This is a genomic window from Micromonospora sp. NPDC049836 (assembly GCF_044465125.1).
Taxonomy (GTDB): domain Bacteria; phylum Actinomycetota; class Actinomycetes; order Mycobacteriales; family Micromonosporaceae; genus Micromonospora.
This window is the reverse complement of sequence record NZ_JBITLH010000003.1, coordinates 557508-577266: the sequence shown is the minus strand read 5'-3', so window position 1 is coordinate 577266 and position 19759 is coordinate 557508. Positions and strand designations below refer to the sequence as shown.

The 19759-nt window shown below is 75.0% G+C and carries 17 protein-coding genes and 1 riboswitch; of the genes, 8 read left to right on the top strand and 9 right to left on the bottom strand.

Annotated elements, in window-relative coordinates:
• Nucleotides 1-25: 25 nt before the first annotated feature.
• Nucleotides 26-2773, top strand: coding sequence for a cellulose binding domain-containing protein (locus ACIBPB_RS10555; RefSeq protein WP_396839276.1), 2748 nt, complete (start codon nucleotides 26-28; stop codon nucleotides 2771-2773).
• Between the two features lie 181 nt (nucleotides 2774-2954).
• Here ACIBPB_RS10555 and ACIBPB_RS10550 read toward each other — a convergent pair whose 3' ends face one another.
• Entirely contained in the window at nucleotides 2955-3356 is a 402-nt protein-coding gene (locus tag ACIBPB_RS10550; protein ID WP_357328272.1) for a hypothetical protein, read from the bottom strand.
• Between the two features lie 434 nt (nucleotides 3357-3790).
• On the opposite strand from ACIBPB_RS10550, the gene ACIBPB_RS10545 reads away from it, so the two are divergent.
• A complete protein-coding gene (locus tag ACIBPB_RS10545; RefSeq protein WP_046563910.1) occupies nucleotides 3791-4150 on the top strand; it encodes an STAS domain-containing protein in 360 nt (119 codons plus the stop codon).
• Nucleotides 4151-4251: 101 nt separating this feature from the next.
• Nucleotides 4252-4704: an SRPBCC family protein gene (locus tag ACIBPB_RS10540; RefSeq protein WP_357328278.1), complete on the top strand. Its 453-nt coding sequence runs from the start codon at nucleotides 4252-4254 to the stop codon at nucleotides 4702-4704.
• A 113-nt stretch (nucleotides 4705-4817) separates the two neighbouring features.
• Here ACIBPB_RS10540 and ACIBPB_RS10535 read toward each other — a convergent pair whose 3' ends face one another.
• From ACIBPB_RS10535 to ACIBPB_RS10515, 5 genes are all read right to left on the bottom strand, one after another.
• Nucleotides 4818-5375 (bottom strand): hypothetical protein, encoded by a 558-nt coding sequence (locus ACIBPB_RS10535; protein ID WP_396839275.1) that lies wholly within the window; start codon nucleotides 5373-5375, stop codon nucleotides 4818-4820.
• A gap of 127 nt (nucleotides 5376-5502) precedes the next feature.
• The gene (locus tag ACIBPB_RS10530; protein WP_396839273.1) at nucleotides 5503-6591 is read right to left on the bottom strand and encodes a coiled-coil domain-containing protein; all 1089 of its coding nucleotides are present in this window, start codon (nucleotides 6589-6591) and stop codon (nucleotides 5503-5505) included.
• A gap of 12 nt (nucleotides 6592-6603) precedes the next feature.
• Nucleotides 6604-6736, bottom strand: a riboswitch (cyclic di-AMP (ydaO/yuaA leader).
• Nucleotides 6737-6876: 140 nt separating this feature from the next.
• A complete protein-coding gene (locus ACIBPB_RS10525) occupies nucleotides 6877-7791 on the bottom strand; it encodes a cation diffusion facilitator family transporter (protein WP_396839272.1) in 915 nt (304 codons plus the stop codon).
• 106 nt (nucleotides 7792-7897) lie between these two features.
• Entirely contained in the window at nucleotides 7898-10015 is a 2118-nt protein-coding gene (locus tag ACIBPB_RS10520; RefSeq protein ID WP_396839271.1) for a HelD family protein, read from the bottom strand.
• Between the two features lie 248 nt (nucleotides 10016-10263).
• Nucleotides 10264-11196 carry an alpha/beta fold hydrolase gene (locus ACIBPB_RS10515; RefSeq protein ID WP_396839270.1) on the bottom strand — a complete coding sequence of 311 codons (933 nt, stop codon included), beginning with the start codon at nucleotides 11194-11196 and terminating at the stop codon, nucleotides 10264-10266.
• A 152-nt stretch (nucleotides 11197-11348) separates the two neighbouring features.
• On the opposite strand from ACIBPB_RS10515, the gene ACIBPB_RS10510 reads away from it, so the two are divergent.
• A complete protein-coding gene (locus ACIBPB_RS10510) occupies nucleotides 11349-11966 on the top strand; it encodes a carbonic anhydrase (RefSeq protein ID WP_396839269.1) in 618 nt (205 codons plus the stop codon).
• Between the two features lie 55 nt (nucleotides 11967-12021).
• On the opposite strand, the gene ACIBPB_RS10505 is transcribed toward ACIBPB_RS10510, so the two are convergent.
• On the bottom strand, nucleotides 12022-12351 hold the full coding sequence (locus ACIBPB_RS10505; RefSeq protein WP_357328298.1) for a hypothetical protein: 330 nt from the start codon (nucleotides 12349-12351) through the stop codon (nucleotides 12022-12024).
• 325 nt (nucleotides 12352-12676) lie between these two features.
• Here ACIBPB_RS10505 and ACIBPB_RS10500 point away from each other — a divergent pair, with 325 nt between their 5' ends.
• The 4 genes from ACIBPB_RS10500 to ACIBPB_RS10485 all read left to right on the top strand — a co-directional run bounded on the left by ACIBPB_RS10500 (nucleotide 12677) and on the right by ACIBPB_RS10485 (nucleotide 18284).
• Complete coding sequence (locus ACIBPB_RS10500; RefSeq protein WP_357328301.1) at nucleotides 12677-13168, top strand: DUF3145 domain-containing protein; 492 nt, start codon at nucleotides 12677-12679, stop codon at nucleotides 13166-13168.
• A 33-nt stretch (nucleotides 13169-13201) separates the two neighbouring features.
• Complete coding sequence (locus ACIBPB_RS10495; protein ID WP_396839268.1) at nucleotides 13202-14926, top strand: glycoside hydrolase family 3 protein; 1725 nt, start codon at nucleotides 13202-13204, stop codon at nucleotides 14924-14926.
• Between the two features lie 95 nt (nucleotides 14927-15021).
• Nucleotides 15022-16008 (top strand): glycosyltransferase family 2 protein, encoded by a 987-nt coding sequence (locus ACIBPB_RS10490; RefSeq protein ID WP_357328308.1) that lies wholly within the window; start codon nucleotides 15022-15024, stop codon nucleotides 16006-16008.
• A complete protein-coding gene (locus ACIBPB_RS10485; RefSeq protein ID WP_396839267.1) occupies nucleotides 16005-18284 on the top strand; it encodes a hypothetical protein in 2280 nt (759 codons plus the stop codon). Before ACIBPB_RS10490 ends, ACIBPB_RS10485 begins: the two co-directional genes overlap by 4 nt.
• Before the next feature lie 3 nt (nucleotides 18285-18287).
• Here the strand turns inward: ACIBPB_RS10485 and ACIBPB_RS10480 are convergent, their stop codons facing one another.
• Both ACIBPB_RS10480 and ACIBPB_RS10475 read right to left on the bottom strand, forming a co-directional pair.
• The gene (locus ACIBPB_RS10480; RefSeq protein ID WP_396839266.1) at nucleotides 18288-18926 is read right to left on the bottom strand and encodes a lipoprotein; all 639 of its coding nucleotides are present in this window, start codon (nucleotides 18924-18926) and stop codon (nucleotides 18288-18290) included.
• A gap of 83 nt (nucleotides 18927-19009) precedes the next feature.
• On the bottom strand, nucleotides 19010-19720 hold the full coding sequence (locus ACIBPB_RS10475; RefSeq protein ID WP_396839265.1) for a class I SAM-dependent methyltransferase: 711 nt from the start codon (nucleotides 19718-19720) through the stop codon (nucleotides 19010-19012).
• Nucleotides 19721-19759 lie beyond the last annotated feature (39 nt).

The following is a 19759-nucleotide window of genomic DNA, read 5'->3' as shown; positions in this document are numbered from 1 at the left end:
CGCGCACCCCGAGAGGAATTCCCCCATGCGCAGAAGTCTCGCCAGCGTGGCCGCCGCCGCGCTGGCCGCCACGGCGGCCGCCGTCGTCGTGCAGCTCGCCGCCACCCCCACCGTCCCGGCGGCCGCCGCCGCGGCCGAGCCGTACTCCTGGAAGAACGTCCGGATCGACGGCGGCGGCTTCGTGCCCGGCATCGTCTTCAACCAGACCGAGAAGAACCTGATCTACGCGCGCACCGACATCGGCGGGGCGTACCGCTGGGAGCAGGCCAGCCAGTCCTGGACGCCGCTGCTGGACCACGTCGGCGCCGACAGGTGGGGCTGGAACGGCGTGCTGAGCATCGCCACCGACCCGGTGCAGACCAACCGGGTGTACGCCGCCGTCGGCATGTACACCAACGACTGGGACCCGAACAACGGGGCGATCCTGCGCTCCACCGACAAGGGCGCCACCTGGCAGGCCACCGAGTTGCCGTTCAAGAACGGCGGCAACATGCCGGGCCGCGGCATGGGGGAGCGGCTCGCGATCGACCCGAACAAAAACAGCATCCTGTACTACGGCGCCGAGGGCGGCAACGGCCTGTGGCGCAGCACCGACTACGGGGTGACCTGGGCCAAGGTGACCGCGTTCCCGAACGTCGGCAACTACCGGGCCGACCCGAACGACAGCACCGGCTACCAGAGCCAGAACCAGGGCCTCACCTGGGTCGCCTTCGACAAGAGCACGGGTACGGCCGGCAACGCCACGCAGACCATCTACGTCGGGGTGGCCGACAAGCAGAACCCGGTCTACCGGAGCACCAACGGCGGCGCCACCTGGGAGCGGATCGCCGGCCAGCCCACCGGCTACCTGGCCCACAAGGGGGTGGTCGACCCGGTCGGCGGCTACCTCTACATCGCCACCAGCGACACCGGCGGCCCGTACGACGGGGGCAAGGGTGACGTGTGGAAGTTCAACCGGGCCACCGGCGCCTGGACCCAGATCAGCCCGATCCCGTCGTCCAGCGGCGACGACTACTTCGGCTACTCCGGCCTGACCATCGACCGCCAGCACCCGAACACCCTGATGGTCGCCACCCAGATCTCCTGGTGGCCGGACGCGATCTTCTGGCGCAGTACCGACGGGGGCGCCACCTGGACCCGGATCTGGGAGTTCACCAGCTATCCGAACCGGAGCAAGAAGTACACCATGGACATCAGCTCGGTGCCGTGGCTGACGTTCGGCGCGAACCCCGCGCCGCCGGAGGAGACCCCGAAGCTGGGCTGGATGAACGAGTCGCTGGAGATCGACCCGTTCAACAGCGACCGGATGATGTACGGCACCGGCGCGACGATCTACGGCACCACCGGCCTGACGAAGTGGGACACCGGCGGCACGTTCACCATCACCCCGATGGTGAAGGGGCTGGAGGAGACCGCGGTGCTCGACCTGGTCAGCCCGCCGTCGGGCGCGCCGCTGATCAGCGGGCTCGGCGACGTCGGCGGGTTCCGGCACACCGACCTGGCCGCGGTGCCGGCGATGATGTTCACCCAGCCGGTCTTCACCAGCACCACGAGCCTCGACTACGCCGAGACCAAGCCGGCGGTGCTGGTACGGGCCGGCAACTTCACCGACGCCGACCGGCCCAACGACAGCCACGTCGCGTTCTCCACCGACGGCGGCGCGAACTGGTTCCAGGGCACCGAACCCGGCGGGATCAACAACGGCGGCACGGTGGCCGCGTCGGCCGACGGCAGCCAGTTCGTCTGGGCGCCGGGCGACGCCGGCCAGCAGGTGGTCCGCTCGGTGGGCTTCGGCAACTCGTGGACGGCGGCCACCGGCATCCCGGCCAACGCCACGATCGAGTCCGACCGGGTCAACCCGAACAAGTTCTACGGCTTCAGCAACGGGAAGTTCTACGTGAGCACCAACGGTGGGGCGGCCTTCACGGCCACCGCCGCGACCGGCCTGCCGAGCACCGGGGTGAAGTTCAAGGCGCTGCCCGGCGCCGAGGGCGACATCTGGCTGGCCGGCGAGGGCGGGCTCTGGCGCTCCACCAACTCGGGCGCGAGCTTCACCAAGCTGGCCGGCGTCTCCACCTCGATCAACGTGGGCTTCGGCAAGGCCGCGCCCGGGCGGACGTACCCGGCGCTGTTCGTGATCGGCACGGTGGACGGCAAGCACGGCGTCTACCGTTCCGACGACACCGGCGCGAGCTGGGTGCGGATCAACGACGACCAGCACCAGTACGGCAACGCCGGCGAGGCGCTGACCGGTGACCCGCGCGTCTACGGCCGGGTCTACCTGGGCACCAACGGCCGGGGCATCCTGGTCGCCGACCGGCTCGGCGGCACCCCCAGCCCGACGCCGACCTCGGCCAGCCCGTCCCCGACCTCGGCCAGCCCGTCCCCGACGCCGACGTCGCCGAGCCCGACGCCCAGTTCGCCGAGCCCGACGCCCACCCCGACGTCGCCGAGCCCCACGCCGAGCGGCAGCGGCTGCGCGGCCACGTACGCGGTGACGAACTCCTGGCCCGGCGGCTTCCAGGCCGAGTTGACGGTCCGCAACTCCGGGGCCGCGCCGATCGCCGGCTGGACCCTGAGCTGGACCTTCGCCGACGGGCAGAAGATCACCCAGCTGTGGAGCGGGTCGTACACCCAGTCCGGCGCGGCGGTGACGGTCACCGAAGCCGGCTGGAACGGCCGGCTCGGCGTCGGTGGCAGCACCACCGCCGGCTTCACCGGCACCGCGACCGGGAGCAACCGGATACCGGCGGTCTCCTGCACCGCCCGCTGAGCCGCCCCGGCCCGGGCGACGCCGGTCCGGAGGCATTCGCCTCCGGATGAGCGCCGGTCCGGGCCGGCGAGCGGCGGCGTCCCCGGCCCGGACCGGCCCTGATCGGCTCGGGCCGGCCCTGGTCGCCGAGCGGCGGCGTCCCCGCCGGGGGACGCCGCCGCGTCGGTGGGTGGGGTGCGGGTCAGTTGTCCAGGACGGGGGAGTCGGGCCGGTCCACGTCGACGAACTCGATCTCCTCCAGCTCGCGGGACCGGCCACCGGCGGCGCGGGCCGCGGTGCCGGCCGCCCAGCCGATGGCCGCGCCGGCCAGCGCGGCGGCGATCAGCAGCGTCCACGGCAGCGCCGGCCGCCGGCCGGCGAGCGCGTCGAAGGCGAGCGTGGCCCGGCGGCGGGCCTCCTCGGCGGCGGACCCGACCAGGTCGCTGGCGTCGTCGGCCAGGCCCGTGCCGTTGCGGCGGGCGGCGCGCGCGGCGTCCCGGACGCTGTCACCGGCGGACCCGACGGTGGAGAGCAGCTGCTCCCACGCCTGGTCCGCGATCCGCTCGGGCTTGCTCCGGCGGTCCAGCAGACTGCTTCCGAACATGGTGTACCTCCTCGGCTGCCGAAGTCCCGGGGGTCGGCGGGACTCCGGCGGGCATCGGGCGGGTGACGGTTCGCTCCACCCGGGCTGTGCCCACGCGGCAGCCGCGGCAAACCAGCCGTGCCGGGGCCGGCCGGCCCGCTTCCGGCCCGGGGCGGGAGGAACCACCCGAAACGCGCCGGGAATACGTACGGGCCTCACGGGCGGACGCCCGCTACCCTGGGTCGGCGGATCGGCCGGCCCGGCCGGTCGTTGAGGATTCAGAACAGTTGTCGTAGGGAAATGAAGACCCATAGAGTCCGGATTGGGATGCCCAGGTGTGCCCAGTCCGCGAATTGCTCATCCCGAGGGGTGGCGACCGAGGCCATCGGAGGAATACTCTCGGTCGCGGCCCGCGTACTGATGAGGCGCCCGTACGGGCGAGTGGAGGTGCTCGCGTGAGCCTGTCGATCGTGAAGTCGGTTCTGTCGGGTGGTGTCATCCAGATCGCCCCGCGGGGCGAGATCGACGTCGACACCGCGTACGAGGTGCGTGAAGCGATCGCCGAGGTGCTCGCGAAGGGCCGCCCCAGCCGGATCGAGCTGAACATGCGGCTGGTCACCTTCATCGACTCGGTCGGCATCAGCGCGATGGTGGCCGGCTTCCAGACCGCCGAGGTCAGCGGCGTCAAGCTGGTGGTCACCGAGCCGAGCCGCTTCGTGCACCGGCAGCTCTGGGTGACCGGTCTGCTCGGTCTCTTCGGCGCTCCGGAGCCCTACTTCGCCGACAGCGGCTCCGAGGTGCTCCCCGGCGCCTGACCCGTCGCGTCGCGCGCCGACCGTCGGGACCGCCCCACCGTTGCCAGCCCGGCCCCGGTACGGCACGATCGTGCCGACCGTCGACGGCGAGGGGGTCCGGCTTGCTCAGCAGCGACAGCTTCAGCTACACCGTGCAGGCCCGCTGCACCCGCGCGGAGGCTCTCGCCCTGCTCGGTGACCTGAGCCGGCAGGGCGAGCTGCATCCGCTGATCATCCGGGTCCGCGAGCTGCCGCCCCGCCCCGGCGCCCTGGCCAGCTACGCGATCACCGACCGGCTGGAACTGGGCCCGCTGCACTTCCCGGTGACCTACCAGGCGGACGTGCTGGTCGCCAACGAGGACGAGGTGGTGACGGTGGCCCGGCAGCAGCCGGCCACCACGGTGCGCAACCACACTCGGCTGCGGGACGAGCCCGACGGGGTGGTGCGCATCGACGTGGAGATCACCCTCTCCGCACCGGCCCCGCTGTTCGGGTACGCCTTCCGGCAGGCCCGGGCCGCGCACCTCGGCCTCGCCAGCCGCCTCGGCGCGACCCTGGAGGGCCGGGCCGCCTGACCCCGGCCCACCGGCCGGCCACAGATTCGGCCGCCTGACCCCGGCCCGCCGGCCGACCACACCGCCGGCCGTCGGACCCGGCCGCCGGCCGGCCACACCGTCGGGCCGCTGGCTCAGGCCCGCCGGCCGGCCGGATCCTCGACCGCCGGGCGTTGCCCGCCGGGGTGGCCCGGGCGCTGCGGCGCCGCCCGTCGGCTGGTGGCTGCGGCCGGCCGCAGCCGCCCCCAGGGCTTGTAGGTGGAGAGCACGGTGGCGACGAGGAGCAGCGTGCTGGAGACGGCCGGCGGGACGACCAGGTCCACCCGCAGCTGCGGGGACGCCGCGCCGCCGAGCGCGCCGAGGTGCCGGATCCGTGGCGTCAGCAGCAGCAGGACCAGCCCGAGCATGACCGTGGTGAGCACCAGCTTCACCAGCACCCAGCGCCAGCGCAGCAGGCCCCACGGGGTGAGCAGCGCGCTGGCCACCCCGATCAGCCAGACCGCCACGCTCAGCGGGGCGAACAGGTAGGTGACCAGCAGCCCGGCGGTCGGGTAGACCACGTCCGGGTCGGCCCCGCGCAGCCCGGCCACGCCCAGGGTGAGCAGCACCAGGTCGGTGCCGAGCCAGCCCAGCGCGGTGACCAGGTGCAGGGTGAGCAGGGCCTTGCGTCCGGTCGGGGAGAGTCGGGTCATGCCGCCGATGCTGCTCCGCCGCCGGCCCGCCGTCGTGGTCCGCCGGACGACACCCCGCGTACGTCCCGGGGCGTAGCGGGGGTCGCGCCGGGGTGGCCCGCCGGGGCGGCGGACCACCCGCGGCGGCTCAGTAGACCGACAGGTGCACGTGGTTGGTGTGGTCGCTGGACGGGTCGCCGTTGCCCCCGCTGTACGCCTTCCACCCGCTGCTGGGCAGCCAGATCTGCCGGAACCAGATCACGTAGAGCACGGCGAGCGCGTCGGCGTTGCGGATGAAGTACGCGGCCAGGTTGTTGCCGTACGTCTTGTCGCCGCCGCTGGCCACCCCGCCGAAGCCGTCCTTCTGCGCGGCGAAGTCGCAGGCCCGGCCCTTCGGGTGTTCGCCCGAGCCGCCGCTGCGGTGACAGGAGACGTAGCGGGTGAACCCGGCCGCCTTGGCCTGCTGGAGGGCGTGCAGGGTGCGCGGGGTGATGCAGCCGTCGGCCGGCGTGGGGTCGTTCACGCTGCACGACTCGGACGGCCAGGAGCCGTCGGCGTTGCGGGGCGCCGGTTTCGCGTTCGTCCGGGAGGTGCCCTGCACGCTGCCGCCGTCGGGCCGGGACGCCGACCGGTTGGCGACCTCCAGGGCGTGCTCGGCCTGCTGCTTGCGCTTGGCCATCACCGCGACCTGCTTGCGCTGCTCCTGGATCTCGGCGGCCAGTGCGGTCTGGGTGCGGGTGGCCCGGTCCCGGGCGTCGAGCAGGTCGCGCAGCGCCCGGTCCTCGTGCGCGGCGACCTGCTGGAGCGCGGCGGCCCGGTCCATGAAGCCTTCCGGGCTGCTGCTGCCGAGCAGCGCGGCCGCGGTGCCGAGCCGGCCGGTCCGGTACGCCACCCCGGCGATCTCGCCGACCTTGGCGCCCCGCACGTCCAGCTCCGCGCCGATCCCGGCGAGGTCGGCGGTGAGCTGTTTCTGCCGGCTCGTCGAGCGGTTCAGCGCGGTCCGCGCCTCCAGCCAGCCCTTGCTGGCCGCGTCGAGCTGGGCGCGCAGCGCGGGGGTGCCGCCCTCGTCGTCCCCGCCCGGGGCGGCGGCGAGCAGGCCGGTCGGGGAAGGGCCGGCGAGCCGGCCGGCGGGGGAGGTCGCCGACGCGGGGGAGGTCGGCACGGTCACGACGCCGAGGGCGAGCGTCGCGACGAGCAGGGCCGCCAACCGGGCGGCCGTCCGTCGTACAGGTGCCATGGATGGCATTCAGGTTCCTTCCGTCAACCGCCGACCGGGTTAGCTGACGGGTTCGGGACGGAAGATCCCTACCGCTGACGCGGATGCACCCCAGGTGCGTGGTTCCCCGGCTCGCCGCGTTCCGGCGATTAGGCGACGGCCACCGCGGGCGCCGGAGGGCGCCGCCCGGCGGCCGGGACCGAGCCTACCGGCGGTACCCGGTCCCGGCCCGGCAGGCGGGCCGAGCATTCAGGCACAAAACCGGCATAGATGCACAATAGCCACTCGGATTTAAGGTTGTCCTCATTACCACTCGACCGATCCGCACGCGCCCGCCGACGCTCCGGGTTCGATCTGCAACGTGGCGTGATCGATCGAGAAGTCCTCGTGCAGCGCGGTCCGGGCCGCGGCCAGCACCTCGCCCACCTCGGCGCCGGGAGTCATGGTCAGGTGCGCGGAGGCCACCTCCATCCCCGAGGTGAGCGTCCAGACGTGCAGGTCGTGCACCTCGGCCACGCCGGGCACCGCGGCCAGCCGGTCGTGCACGGCGGTCACCTGGAGGTGCTCCGGTGCGGCCTGCACCAGGATGCGCAGCGCGGCCCGTCCGAGCCGCCAGGTGCGCGGCAGGATGAACAACCCGATCGCCACGGCGACCAGCGGGTCGGCCCACCACCAGTCGGTGACCGCGATGACCAGCGCGGCGCCGATCACGCCGAGCGAGCCGAGCAGGTCGCCGAGCACCTCCAGGTAGGCCCCGCGCAGGTTGATGCTCTCCTGCGCGCCGGCGCGCAGCAGGGCGAACGCCGCGATGTTGGCCAGCAGGCCGAGCACCGCCACGGCGAGCATCGGCCCGGCCAACACCTCCGGCGGCTCGCCGAACCGGCGTACCGCCTCGACCAGCACGTAGACGGCGACCGCGCCGAGCAGCACCGCGTTGGCCAGGGCGGCCAGCACCTCCAGCCGGTAGAGCCCGAAGGTGCGCTGCGGATCGGTCCCGGCCCGGCGGGTGGCGGTGATCGCGGCCAGCGCCATCCCGATGCCGAGCACGTCGGTGAACATGTGCCCGGCGTCGGAGAGCAGGGCCAGCGAGCCGGTGCCGAAGGCGGCCACGGCCTCGACCAGCATCAGGGCGGTGAGCAGGCCGAACGCGGCCCACAGCCGGCCCCGATGGCGCTGCGCGGCGTTGGCCACCGCGCCGCTGTGGTCATGACCTGCGCCCACGCCCTTACCCTCTCGTCCCTCGGCCCGGCCGGACTCAATCTATGCTCACATCGCTATGTGTGCAAGTGAATGGCCGGGCCGGCCCCGGACGGTGGACCCGCCGACGTCAGGCGGCCGGCTCCAGCGTGGTGAGGCGCTGGGTGGCCCGGGAGAGCGCCACGTAGAGGGTCCGCACCCCCGACCCCGGATCGGCGCGGATCTCGCCCGGCGCGACCAGCACCACCCCGTCGTACTCCATGCCCTTGGCCTGGAGGCTGGTCACCACCTGCAACCGGCTGGCACCGAGCTCGTCCAGCCAGCCGGCCACCTCGTCCCGGCGCGGCACCGGCGTGATCACCCCGACCGTGCCCTCCACCTCGGCCAGCAGATCCCGCGCCGCGGCCACGGTGGCCGCCGGCAGCCCGGCCGCCGGCACCACCCGCTCGACCGGCGCCACCCCGGTGGAGCGCACCGCGCTGGGCAGGGCCAGGTCCGGGTAGAGCCGGCGGATCTCCGCCGCGGCCACCGCGAAGATCTCCGCCGAGTTCCGGTAGTTCGTGGTCAGCTCGTACCGGTACCGGCGGCGCCGGCCCAGCGCCTGGTCGCGGGCGCGGGTCAGCTCCTGCGGATCGCCGGTCCAGGCGGTCTGCGCCGGATCGCCCACCACGGTCCAGGAGGCCAGCCGGCCGCGCCGGCCGATCATCCGCCACTGCATCGGTGAGACGTCCTGCGACTCGTCGACCACCACGTGCGCGTAGTCACGGTAGTCCTCCGGGCGCTCCCGGGCGGCGGCCCGGGCCGCCCGCTGCCGGTCGGCGTGCGTGCTCAGCTCACGGACACCCCCGGCGAGCTGGAACGGGTCGCGCTGGGGCCGCCGCCGCTGCACCGGCTTGCCGAGCAACGCGTCCAACTCGTCCAGGAGCGCGACGTCGGCGATCGTCGGCCCCTCCCCGTCCAGGCTCCGGTACGCCTCGACGAGCAGCCCGATCTCCGCCCTCGACAGCACCCCGCCGGCGTACCGGCGCAGCCGCTCCGGGCGGGCCAGCCAGCCGAGCACGTGCCGGGGATGCAGCCGGGGCCACCACGCCTTGAGGAACTCCCGGAACTCCGGCCGGTCGATGATCTCGTCCTCGAACGCGGGCTGCTCCGGCAGTCGGCCGATGCGCAGCGTGCGGGCCTGCGCATAGAGGGCGGCCAGCACGGCGTCGAACCCGGCCCGGCGCACCTCGTTGCGGCGTGCCCCGCGCGGCAGCGCCCGGTCCCGGATGCCGTCCAGCTCGGCCCGCTCCAGCCGCAGCAGTTCGCCCCGGTAGAGCAGGCGCAACTCGGTGGGTGCGCCCGGCGCCGCGTCCCGCACGGCCCGCTCCAACACCCGGCGCATCCGCAGCGAGCCCTTCACCGCCGCCACCTCCGGCGGGTCGGTACGGGTCGCCGACACGCCCGGGAAGAGCGAGCCGAGCGAGTGCAGGGTGGCGGTCTCCTCGCCGAGCGAGGGCAGCACCGAGGCGATGTACTCGACGAACACGCTCGACGGGCCGACCACCAGGATGCCGCCGCCGGCGTACCGGGAGCGGTCGGAGTAGAGCAGGTACGCGGCCCGGTGCAGGGCCACCGCGGTCTTGCCGGTGCCCGGGCCGCCGGAGACGATCGTCACGCCGTTGCCGGGGGAGCGGATCGCCTCGTCCTGCTCCCGTTGGATGGTGGCCACGATGTCCCGCATGCCCCGGCCGGTGGCCCGGGACAGGGTGGCCAGCAGCGCGCCGTCGCCCACCACCGCCAGCTCCGGCGGCGCCGACTCCGGGTCCAGCAGGTCGTCCTCGATCCGGGTGACCTTCTCCGCCGACGACTGGATGGTGCGCCGGCGCACCACGCCCATCGGCTCGGCCGGGGTGGCCTGGTAGAAGGCCGCCGCCGCCGGGGCCCGCCAGTCCACCACCAGCGTCTCGGCGTTCTCGTCGCGCACCCCGAGCCGCCCCACGTGCAGCACCTGCCCGGTCCGCAGGTCCAGCCGGCCGAAGACCAGCCCCTCGTGCTCGGCGTCGAGCACGTACCGGCGCTGCGCCGCGTGGAAGACCATGGCGTCCCGCTCCACCAGGGCGCCGAAATTGCCGACCCGGGCCAGCCGGTAGCCCTCCCGCTCGGCCTCGGCGGCCGCGCGCCGCAGCTCCGCGAGCCGGGCGTACACCCGGTCGAGATGCCGCTGTTCGACGGCGATCTCCTGTTCCAGGGTGGTCTGGTCGCTCAACGCGGGGGCTCCTGATGGTCACGGGGCGGGCACGGCGGGCTGAATGAGGGTACGGGGCGGCGGTTGAGCGCCCTGCCGGGGCCATGCCGTCGCGTGGCGTTCGACCCGTGCCGGATGCCCGTTATCCAGCGGTTCCCACCTGTTCGCGAGCCCATCGACCGCCACTGCGCCGATCACCCCGACCAACGGTCGCCCCCGGTCACTGGCCCAACGCTCGCCCCCGGTCAGGCCGACGGTCGCTGCGCCGCTCAGGCGGCCAGCGGTCGCTGCGCCGGCCCGGGTGCCGCGTCCAGGACCCGGCCGAGGACGGCGGCGAGCGCGGCGTTGACCGCGTCGGGGCGCTCCATCATGAGCATGTGCCCGGCGCCCGGGCAGACGGTCAGCTCGGTGGTGGGCAGCGCCGCGGCGATCGACTCGGCGCACGGCGGCGGGGTGAGCCGGTCCCGGTCGCCGACCAGGGCGGCGGCCGGCAGCCGGCCCAGCGCGGCCAGGGTCGCCAGCCGGTGCTGGGCGCCGATCGAGGCGCGGAACCCGCCGATCGAGCGGACCGAGGCGTGTGCCACCGCCGAGGTGACCAGCCGGATGTCGGCCGGGTCGCAGCGGTCCCCGAAGAGCATCCAGCGGATGCTCGGGCGCAGCGCGCGGAGCAGGGCGCGCGGCGGACGCCAGGCGCCGCACCGGGCCAGCACCCCGGCGCCGGTGGTCTCGGCCAGCCGGATCAGCCGGGCGATGCGCGGGGAGAGCCCGTACGCGGTGTGGGTGTGCCCCTCGGCGGTGGTGGAGACGAAGACCAGCCCGGCCGTGCGGGCGGCGAAGTGCTCCGGGTGGCGGTGGGCGTACTCCATCACGGTCATCCCGCCCATCGAGTGCCCCACCAGCACGATCCGCCCGGTGGGGGCCACCTCGTCGACCAGCGCGGCCAGGTCGTCGCCGAGCTGGGCCAGCGTCGCCGTACGCAGCGCCATGCAGCTGGAGCGGCCGTGGCCCCGGGCGTCGTAGGTCACCACCCGGACCCGGCCGGCGAACCGGGCCCGCAGCTCGGCGAGCTGCCGGTGCCAGCTGCGCCCGTCCAGCGTCCAGCCGTGCAGCAGGATCGCGGTGACCTCGGCGTCGACCGGCCCGGTCGCCTCCACGTGCAGGCGTACGCCGTCGGGAAGCCGTACCTCCAGTTGCTGCCCCATCGCTGAACCTCCCCCGGGCGGCCGGTGCCCTGTGCACCGGGGTAACCCGGCGGTAACGACCGGCTACCCCCCATGACATCACGCCAACCGTGCCGTGGAGAAGATTCCCGACCCGGCCCCGTCCGGCCGGATCGGCGGCCACGCTGTAAGGCATGCCGCGCCCCACCCCGGCTGCCCGGAGCCCCCGGGCCGCCCTCGCCGAGCTGCTGGCCGGCAACCGCCGCTTCGCCAGCGGGCAGCCGGTGCACGGCCACGACGTCACCGCGGCGGCCGCGGTCGCCTCCGGTGACCAGCAGCCGTACGCCGTGGTGCTCGGCTGCATCGACTCCCGGGTGCCGCTGGAGGCGATCTTCGACCAGACCTTCGGCTCGATCTGCGTCATCCGCACCGGCGCGCACGTGCTCGACCGCGCGGTGCACGGCTCGGTGGAGTTCGCCGTCGAGCAGCTCGGGGTGACGCTGGTGATGGTGCTCGGGCACGAGCGGTGCGGTGCGGTCGGCTCGGCGGTGCGGGCGCTGCGGACCGGGCGGCGACCGGGTGGCGCGCTGGCGTACCTGGTCGACCGGATCGCCCCGGCGGTCGTCGAGGTCGGCGCCGACGGCCCGGCGGCGCAGTCGCTGGCGATCCGCCGGCACGTGCGCCGCACGGTGGCCGCCCTGCGCGCCGACCACCGGCTCGCCGGGCCGGTCGCGGCCGGCACGGTGGCCGTGGTCGGCGCCCTCTACGACCTGGCCACCGGCGAGGTCACCCCGCTGACCGAGGACGGATAGACGACGAACCGCCCGCCGGATGACCCGGCGGGCGGTTCGTGGGTGTCGCTGGGCCTCAGCCCTCGAAGACGCCGGCCTCGACGAGGCGCTTCTCGGTGGCGTCCCAACCGTGCTCCGGGTGGGCGGCCGCGAGGCTGTTGATCTCGGCGCGGACCTTGGCGGCGTGGCCGGCGGCGGCCAGCGTGCGGATCTCCTCGACGAAGGCCTCGGAGTCGGTACGCAGGTGCGCGGTCTTGCCGTTGGTCAGGTTGCGCACGTAGGCGTGCTTGCCGCCGTTGAGCGGGATCAGGTACTTGAACTCGCCCAGCACGCTGAGGGCGCCACCCTGGCCAGCCTGGCCGGCCCGGACTGACGCGCGCGCGGTCTTAGAGGTGTTGCTCGCCACGGAGGTACTCCTTGCAGACGTACGGGAGGACGGAAAACGTCCGGGGGCTGGTGCGGATGGCGCCCGGGTGAGCGTCAACCCGCGAAGATGTACGGCGGCACAGAACCGCCCAGAGAACTGTACACGACCTCGACGCCTGGCTGGTCGTCGCGCCGTCAGGGAGCACAACCAGGTCAGCCACCCGGGTATTTCCCGGCGGCGGAGGCGGCGAATTTTCCGATTCGCTGGCGCACCACCCGTCACAGCGTCATCATGAGTTACCAGAGGCCACTCGGGTGGACGAGGTCGTAGGGGAAGACGCACCTCGGCTCACCGGGAGGTCACCGTGCCAACGCGTGGCGTCGTATACGTCCACTCGACCCCGCTCGCCGTGTGCTCGCACGTCGAGTGGGCGATCGCGCGCGTCCTCGCCGCGCCGGTCAACCTGCACTGGACGGCCCAGCCGGTCGATCCGGGGGCCCGGCGTGCCGAGTGCGGGTGGACCGGCAGCCCGGGGACGGGCGCCGAGCTGGCTGCTGCCCTCCGGCAGTGGCCCATGATCCGTTTCGAGGTGACCGAGGAGCCGAGCCCGGGCGTCGACGGCGAGCGGTTCATGTACGTGCCCGGGCGGGGGCTGTTCCGGGCCACCGTCGGCGCGGCCGGCGACATCCAGCTCGGCGAGGACCGGCTGCGCGCCATCATGGCGTCCGCCCGGGCCCCCGAGGCCCTCGCGCACGCCCTGGACAAGGCGCTCGGCACCGCCTGGGACGCCGAACTGGAGCCCTACCGGTACGCCGGCGACGGCGCCCCGGTGACCCTGCTCACCCGGGTGGGCTGACGGGGGACTCAGTTCCGCCGATACCGTGGGGTGATGTCGACTTCCCCTCGACGTGCCGCCGTCGCCTGCGCCGCCCTGACCGCCGTGCTCATCACCGGGTGCGGCACCGGGCCGGACCGGCCGCGCCCGGCGCCCTCGTCGAGCCCTTCCTCGGCCGCGCCGACGCCCACCAGGGCGGATCCGGCGGCGGATCCGGCCGCCCGCGCGGCCGCCCTGGTCGGCACGCTCGCCGACGAAGACCTGGTCGGCCAGGTGCTGATGCCCTACGCCTACGGCAGCTCGGCGACCAAGGTCTCGCCCGGGTCGGCGGCCGGCAACCGGGCCCTGGCCGGCGTCGCCACCCCCGCCGAGATGGTGGCGAAATACCGCCTGGGCGGGCTGATCCTGGTCGGCTTCAGCGCCGACGACCCGACCTCCGGCAACCAGGCCACCACCAACGTGGAGAACCCGAAGCAGGTCCACGAGCTGACCACCGGGCTGCGCGCGGTCGCCGGCCGGCTGCCCGCCGGCGCGGCGCCCTTCCTGATCGGCACCGACCAGGAGTACGGGGTGGTCACCCGGATCACCGACGGGGTGACCCTGCTGCCGAGCCCGCTCGCGGCCGGCGCGGCGCGGCAACCGGCGCTGACCGAGGCCGCCTGGCGGGCGGCCGGCGCGGAACTGGCCGCCATGGGGATCAACCTGGACTTCGCCCCGGTCGCCGACGTGCTCGCCACCCGGAGCACCGTGATCGGCTCCCGCTCCTTCGGCGCCGACCCCGGCAACGCCTCCGCCCAGGTGGGTGGCGCGGTCCGCGGCCTGCAGGCGGCCGGGGTGGCGGCCAGCGTCAAGCACTTCCCCGGCCACGGGCTCACCGCCGCCGACTCGCACACCGAGCTGCCCGTCGTCGCCCAGTCCCGTGCCGTGCTGGACCGCACCGCGTTCCCGCCGTTCCGCGCCGGGATCGACGCCGGCGCCATGGCGGTGATGTCCGCCCACCTGGACGTGCGGGCGGTCGACCCGGGCACCCCCGCCACCTTCTCCCACAAGCTGCTCACCGACGTGCTCCGCGGCCAGCTCGGCTTCCAGGGCGTGATCATCACCGACGGGATGAACATGGCCCCGGCCAAGCGCTGGTCGCCGGGAGAGGCCGCGGTGCGGGCGCTGAACGCCGGCAACGACCTCATCCTGATGACCCCGAACGTGGGCCAGGCGTACGAAGGGCTGCTGGCCGCGCTGCGGGACGGGTCGCTGCCCCGGGCCCGGCTGGTCGACGCGGCCACCCGGGTGCTGACGATGAAGTTCAAGCTGGCCGACCGGCCCGCCCCCGAGCTGTCCACGCTGGGCAGCGCCGAACACCGTACGGCCGCCGCCGACCTGGCCGCCGCGGCCGTCACCCAGCTGCGCGGCCGGTGCGGCGCCGCGATCGCCGGCCCGGTCACCGTCACCTCCTCCGCCGGCCGGGACCGCGCCCGCGCCGCGCTGACCCAGGCGCTCACCGCCGCCGGGGTGCGGGTGGTGCCCTCCGGCGGGCGGGTGGTGCACCTCGTCGGGTACGGCGACAACGCCAAGGACCTGCGCGCCGGCGCGGCCGTGACGGTCGCCATGGACACCCCGTACGTGCTGGCCGGCGCGGACTCGCCGACGCTGCTGGCCACCTACTCGTCCGGCCAGGCGTCGATGACCGCGCTGGCCGCGGTGCTCGCCGGCAAGTCCCGCCCGGCCGGGCGCTCCCCGGTCGCGGTGACCGGCCTGCCGGCCACCGTCTGCGGCACCTGACCGGGGGACGGAGCCCGAGGACGGGCTGCGGCGACCGTCCTGACGGGTAGCGTCGGCCCCGTCCGCGCCGCAGCGAACCGGGGGGTCGAAGCGCCGTGACCGCAGCGCAGCCGGCACTCTCCGTGGTGGTGCCGATGTTCAACGAGGCGGCCGTCCTGCCGCTGCTGGCCCAGCGTCTGCGGGGCGTGCTCGACGGGCTCGGCGAGGCGTACGAGGTGGTGGCCGTCGACGACGGCAGCACCGACGGGACCGCCGCCGGGCTGGCCGCGCTGCGGGCCGGCTGGCCCGAGCTGCGGGTGCTGCGGCTGCGCCGCAACAGCGGCCACCAGGCCGCCCTGCACGCCGGGCTGCTCCGGGCCCGCGGCGGGTACGTGGTCAGCATCGACGCCGACCTCCAGGACCCGCCCGAGGTGATCGTCGAGATGCTCCGCCGGGCGCGCGCCGACGGCCTGGACGTGGTCTACGGCGTCCGGGCCGACCGCAGCCGGGACACCTGGTTCAAGCGGTGGACCGCGGCCGGCTACTACCGGGCCGTCCGCCGGCTGGTCGGCGAGCAGGTGCCCGCCCAAGCCGGTGACTTCCGGCTGCTCAGCTCCGCGGCCGTCGAGGCGCTGCGGGACCTGCCCGAACGCAACCCGGTGCTCCGGCTGGTGGTGCCCTGGCTGGGGTTTCCCAGCGGTGAGGTCGCGTACGAGCGGCAGGAGCGGGCCGCCGGCCGCACCAAGTATCCACTGTCCCGGATGGCCGGGCTGGCCGTGGAGAGCGTCACCAGCTTCTCGGCCGCCCCGCTGCGGGTCGCCACCTGGCTGGGGCTGCTCGGGGTCGCGGTCTGCGGGGTGCTGGTGGTGGTCGCGCTGCTGGCCTGGTCCACCGGCGCCACGGTGACCGGCTGGCCGTCGCTCTACGTGGCGGTGCTCTTCCTGGGCGCGGTGCAGCTGCTCTGCCTCGGCCTGCTCGGCGAGTACGTGGCCCGGATCTACACCGCCGTGCAGCGCCGCCCGGCGTACGCGGTGGCCAGCGACAGCGCGGTCGGCGTGCCGGCCCGCCCGGACGCCGCCGAGCTGGCCGACAGCCTCCGGTGACCGCGCTCGCCACCGGGGGTCCCGCCCCGGCCGCGGTCGCCCCGGGCCGCCGCTCCCGGCTGCGCCGGTACGCCCCGGCCGCCGCCGGTTACCTCGCCGTCGCGGCCATCCTGCTGGTCGCCGGCACCCCGGTCGGCGCGCTGGCCCGCTGGACGGCGTACGCGCTGCTGGCCGTGCTGCTGCCCGGGACGCTGGTCTTCCGGGCGCTGCGCCGCCGGGCGTACACCCTGGTCGAGGACCTGGCCCTGGGCGCGGCCGTCGGCCTGGTGCTGGAGCTGGCCGCGTGGGCCGTCTGCACCGGCCTGGGCGTGCCGGGCTGGCTGCGGCTGTGGCCGCTGGCCGTGGTGGTGCCGTTCGTGGCCGTACGCCGGCTGCGCCGGCACTGGCGGGTCCGGTACGCCACCACCGTGCCCGCCGGCTGGGCCTGGTCGCTGGCCGGGGTGATCGCCGGGTGCACCGGCTACCTGTACGGGTCGTTCCTCGCCGTGACCCCGGTGCTCCCCGCCGACGAGGGGCAGGCGCAGTACATCGACCTGGCCTTCCAGCTCTCCCTGGCCGGGGCGGCCACCCACCAGGTGCCGCCGGACGTGCCGCAGGCCGCCGGGGAGCCGCTGCACTACCACTGGTTCGGCTTCGCCCACCTGGCCGCGACCAGCCTGATCAGCGGCGTCGACCTGCCCACGGTCTTCTTCCGGCTCGGGGTGCCCGCGCTGTGCGCCCTCGCCGCCGTGCTGGTCGCCGTGGTCGGCTGGCGGATCAGTGGCCGCCCGTACGCCGGGGTGGTGGCCAGCGCGCTGATGTTCACGATCGGGGAGTTCGGCTTCGAGAACGGGTGGCGGCAGCTCTTCGGCACCCAGGCCACCTTCATCGTCTGGGGCAGCCCGTCGATGACGTACAGCTGGGTGCTGCTGGTGCCGCTGATCGCCGCGCTCGGCGAGCTGGTCGGCCAGGCCCGCGGGGTGGCCGTGCCCGCGCTCGGCCGAGGAGCGTGGGTGCTGGTGGTGCTCTTCCTGGCCGCGTCGACCGGCGCGAAGGCCAGCTCGCTGCCGGTGGTGCTGGCCGCGCTGGGGCTCACCGCGGCGGTCACCCTCGTGGTGCGCCGCCGGCTGCCCCGGGCCGTGCTGGTCGCCGCCGGGCTGGCGCTGGCCGCCCAGCTCTTCGCCACCGCCGTGCTCTTCGCCTTCACCAGCCACGGGGTGACCGTCGACCCGTTCTCCGGGCTGCGCCCGTACCTGCCGGCCGGGCGCTCGGCCGGGTTCACCGCGCTGGTCGGGGCGGGCGTGTTCCTGGCGTTCCTGCTCAGCCTCCAGCTCCGGCTGGCCGGGGTGGTGGCCCTGCTGCGGGTGCGCCGCGGCCGGCTGGCGCCGGTGCAGGTGTTCCTGCTCGGCGGCGCCCTCGCCGGGCCGGCCGGCTACCTGCTGCTCGGTCACCCGGGCAGCAGCAACCAGTACTTCACCCGTACCGGGTTCGCCTTCGGGGTGCTGCTGTCCGGCTGGGGCTGGGTCGAACTGGCCGAGCGGCGTCCCCTGTCCGCGCGCGGCCGGCGGCTGCTCGGCGCGGCCGCCGCCGGCTTCGCCGTGCTGCTCACCGCGATCCAGCTCGGCGCCGCGACCAGCACGCCCGCCACGCCCGCGTACGCCCCGGTGCTGCCGCTGCTCCGCTGGGCCGGCGTGCTGGCCCTGCTCGCGCTGGCGCTGGCCGGGTACTGGCCGGTGCTGGCGGGCCGCTGGCCGGGGCTGGCCGGCCGGGGCGGGCTGGTGCTGCTCAGCGCCGTGCTGGTGGCCGGGGCGCCGGGGCTGGTGCTGGACGCGGCGGCGGCCCGCGCCCACCCGAACGGCGGGGCGTACCCGGTGGTGCCGATGCCGGCCTCCCGGGTGGCCGCGGCGCGCTGGGTGCACGCGCACAGCGACCCGGACGACGTGCTCGCCACCAACGTGCACTGCCGGGAGGTGGTGGCCGGTTCGTGCGACGCCCGCTCGTTCTGGCTCAGCGGCTACGCCGAGCGGTCGGTGCTGGTCGAGGGGTGGGCGTTCGCCCCCCGGATGGTCGGCCGGCCCGCCGGCCCGTACGCGCCGTTCTGGGACGCCGCCCGGCTGCGCGCCAACGACGCCGCCTTCACCGCGCCCACCGCGGCCGGCCTGGCCGCCCTGCGCGACCGGTACGGGGTGCGCTGGCTGGTCGTCGACCGCCAGGTCGGCCGCGAGTCGTCGACCCTGCGCACCGTGGCCGACCTGCGCTACGACACCGCCCGGCTGGCCGTCTACCGGCTGCGCTGAGCGCTACTCCCAGTTCCGGTTGTTCTTCGCGCTCTGCTTGGCCAGTTGGTACGCCGGCAGCATGGCCTGGTGCTCCGCGTCGTCCGCGCCGCCCAGGGTGAGCAGGAATCGCCCCCAGATGGTCGACACCAGGACCGCCCGCTCGTGGGTGCCGCTCTGCGCGACGTAGGTCGCCTCGACGGCGTCGAGGGGCCCGGCCTTGGTCCGCCGGTACTGCCGGTCGGTGACCTCGCCGTACCCGTCGAGGAACTGGTCCAGGACCTCCTGCTGGTTGCCCGGCGCGTCCGCCTTCCAGACCCGAAGGAAGCCGAGGTGACCGGCGGGCTTGGCGTCGACCTCGCAGACCGGCACGGCACCGCCGATCGCGGCGTCCCGGCCGTTCTTCACCGCCTTCGCCCGCCACTTCGCCGGCACCGAGATGAGGAGTTCCATCGGGCAGGCGCTGGCCCGGTCGCCGAGCTCCAGGGCCGCCTCGGCCGGGGCGACGTCGTCGTACCAGGGCGGTCCGGCCACCACCGGCGAGGCGGTCGGGCTCGGCGCCGCCGACGCGCTCCCGGCGGCCCGTGGCTGCTCGTCGCCGCAGCCGGCGACGCCGGCCAGGGTCAGCGCGGCCAGTGCGGCCGTCGCGGTACGTCGCAGCATCCCCGTCCTCCTGCGTTCCGTGCCGTCGCGTTCGACGGCGGACCAGGGATGTTAGTAGATCTTGGTGGTTTCTGGTGTCCCGGTCAGGCCGGGCGGTGCGCGCGCAGCACCAGCGAGACACCGGGCAACGCCTTCACCGGCAGGTACCGCTCGGCGGTGATGACGGTGCGCAGCCCGAGGTTGACCACGGGACGCAGGTGCTCCAGGTCGCTACCGGTGGACCGGCGGCGCCGCCAGGCGGCCACCGGGCGGAGCAGCACGTTCCAGCTCCACAGCTCGTCGACGACCAGGCCGGCCTGCTCCATCAGGGCGCGCAACCCGGCGCGGTCGTAGCGGCGGACGTGCCCCACCGCCACGTCGTGGGCGGACCAGAGCCGCAGGTCGGCCGGCACCGCGATCAGCGCGGTGCCGCCCGGACGCAGGACGCGACGGATCTCGGCGGCGGCGAGGTGGTCCTCGTCGAGGTGTTCCAGGATGTCGAAGGCGACCACCAGGCCGAGGCCGGCCGAGCGGAGCGGCAACTGCCGGGCGTCGGCCCGGATCACGTGCAGGCCACGGTCCCGGGCCAGCCCGGCGCCCTCGGCGCTGTACTCCAGCGCGACCGGCCGCCAGCCGTGGGCCCGCAGCACGCGGGTGTTGCCGCCGCCGGCCGCGCCGACGTCCAGCGCCCGCTCCGGGCGTACCCCGGTCGCCGCCAGCCGGCGCAGCGCCCCGGCCAGCAGGGCCCGCCGCTCCCGGTACCACCAGTGGGTGTCCTCGAGCGCGGCGAGCTTGTGGATCTCGGTGGCTTCCACCCAGTGCTCCTCGGTCCGGACAGATCCACCCTAAGGGAC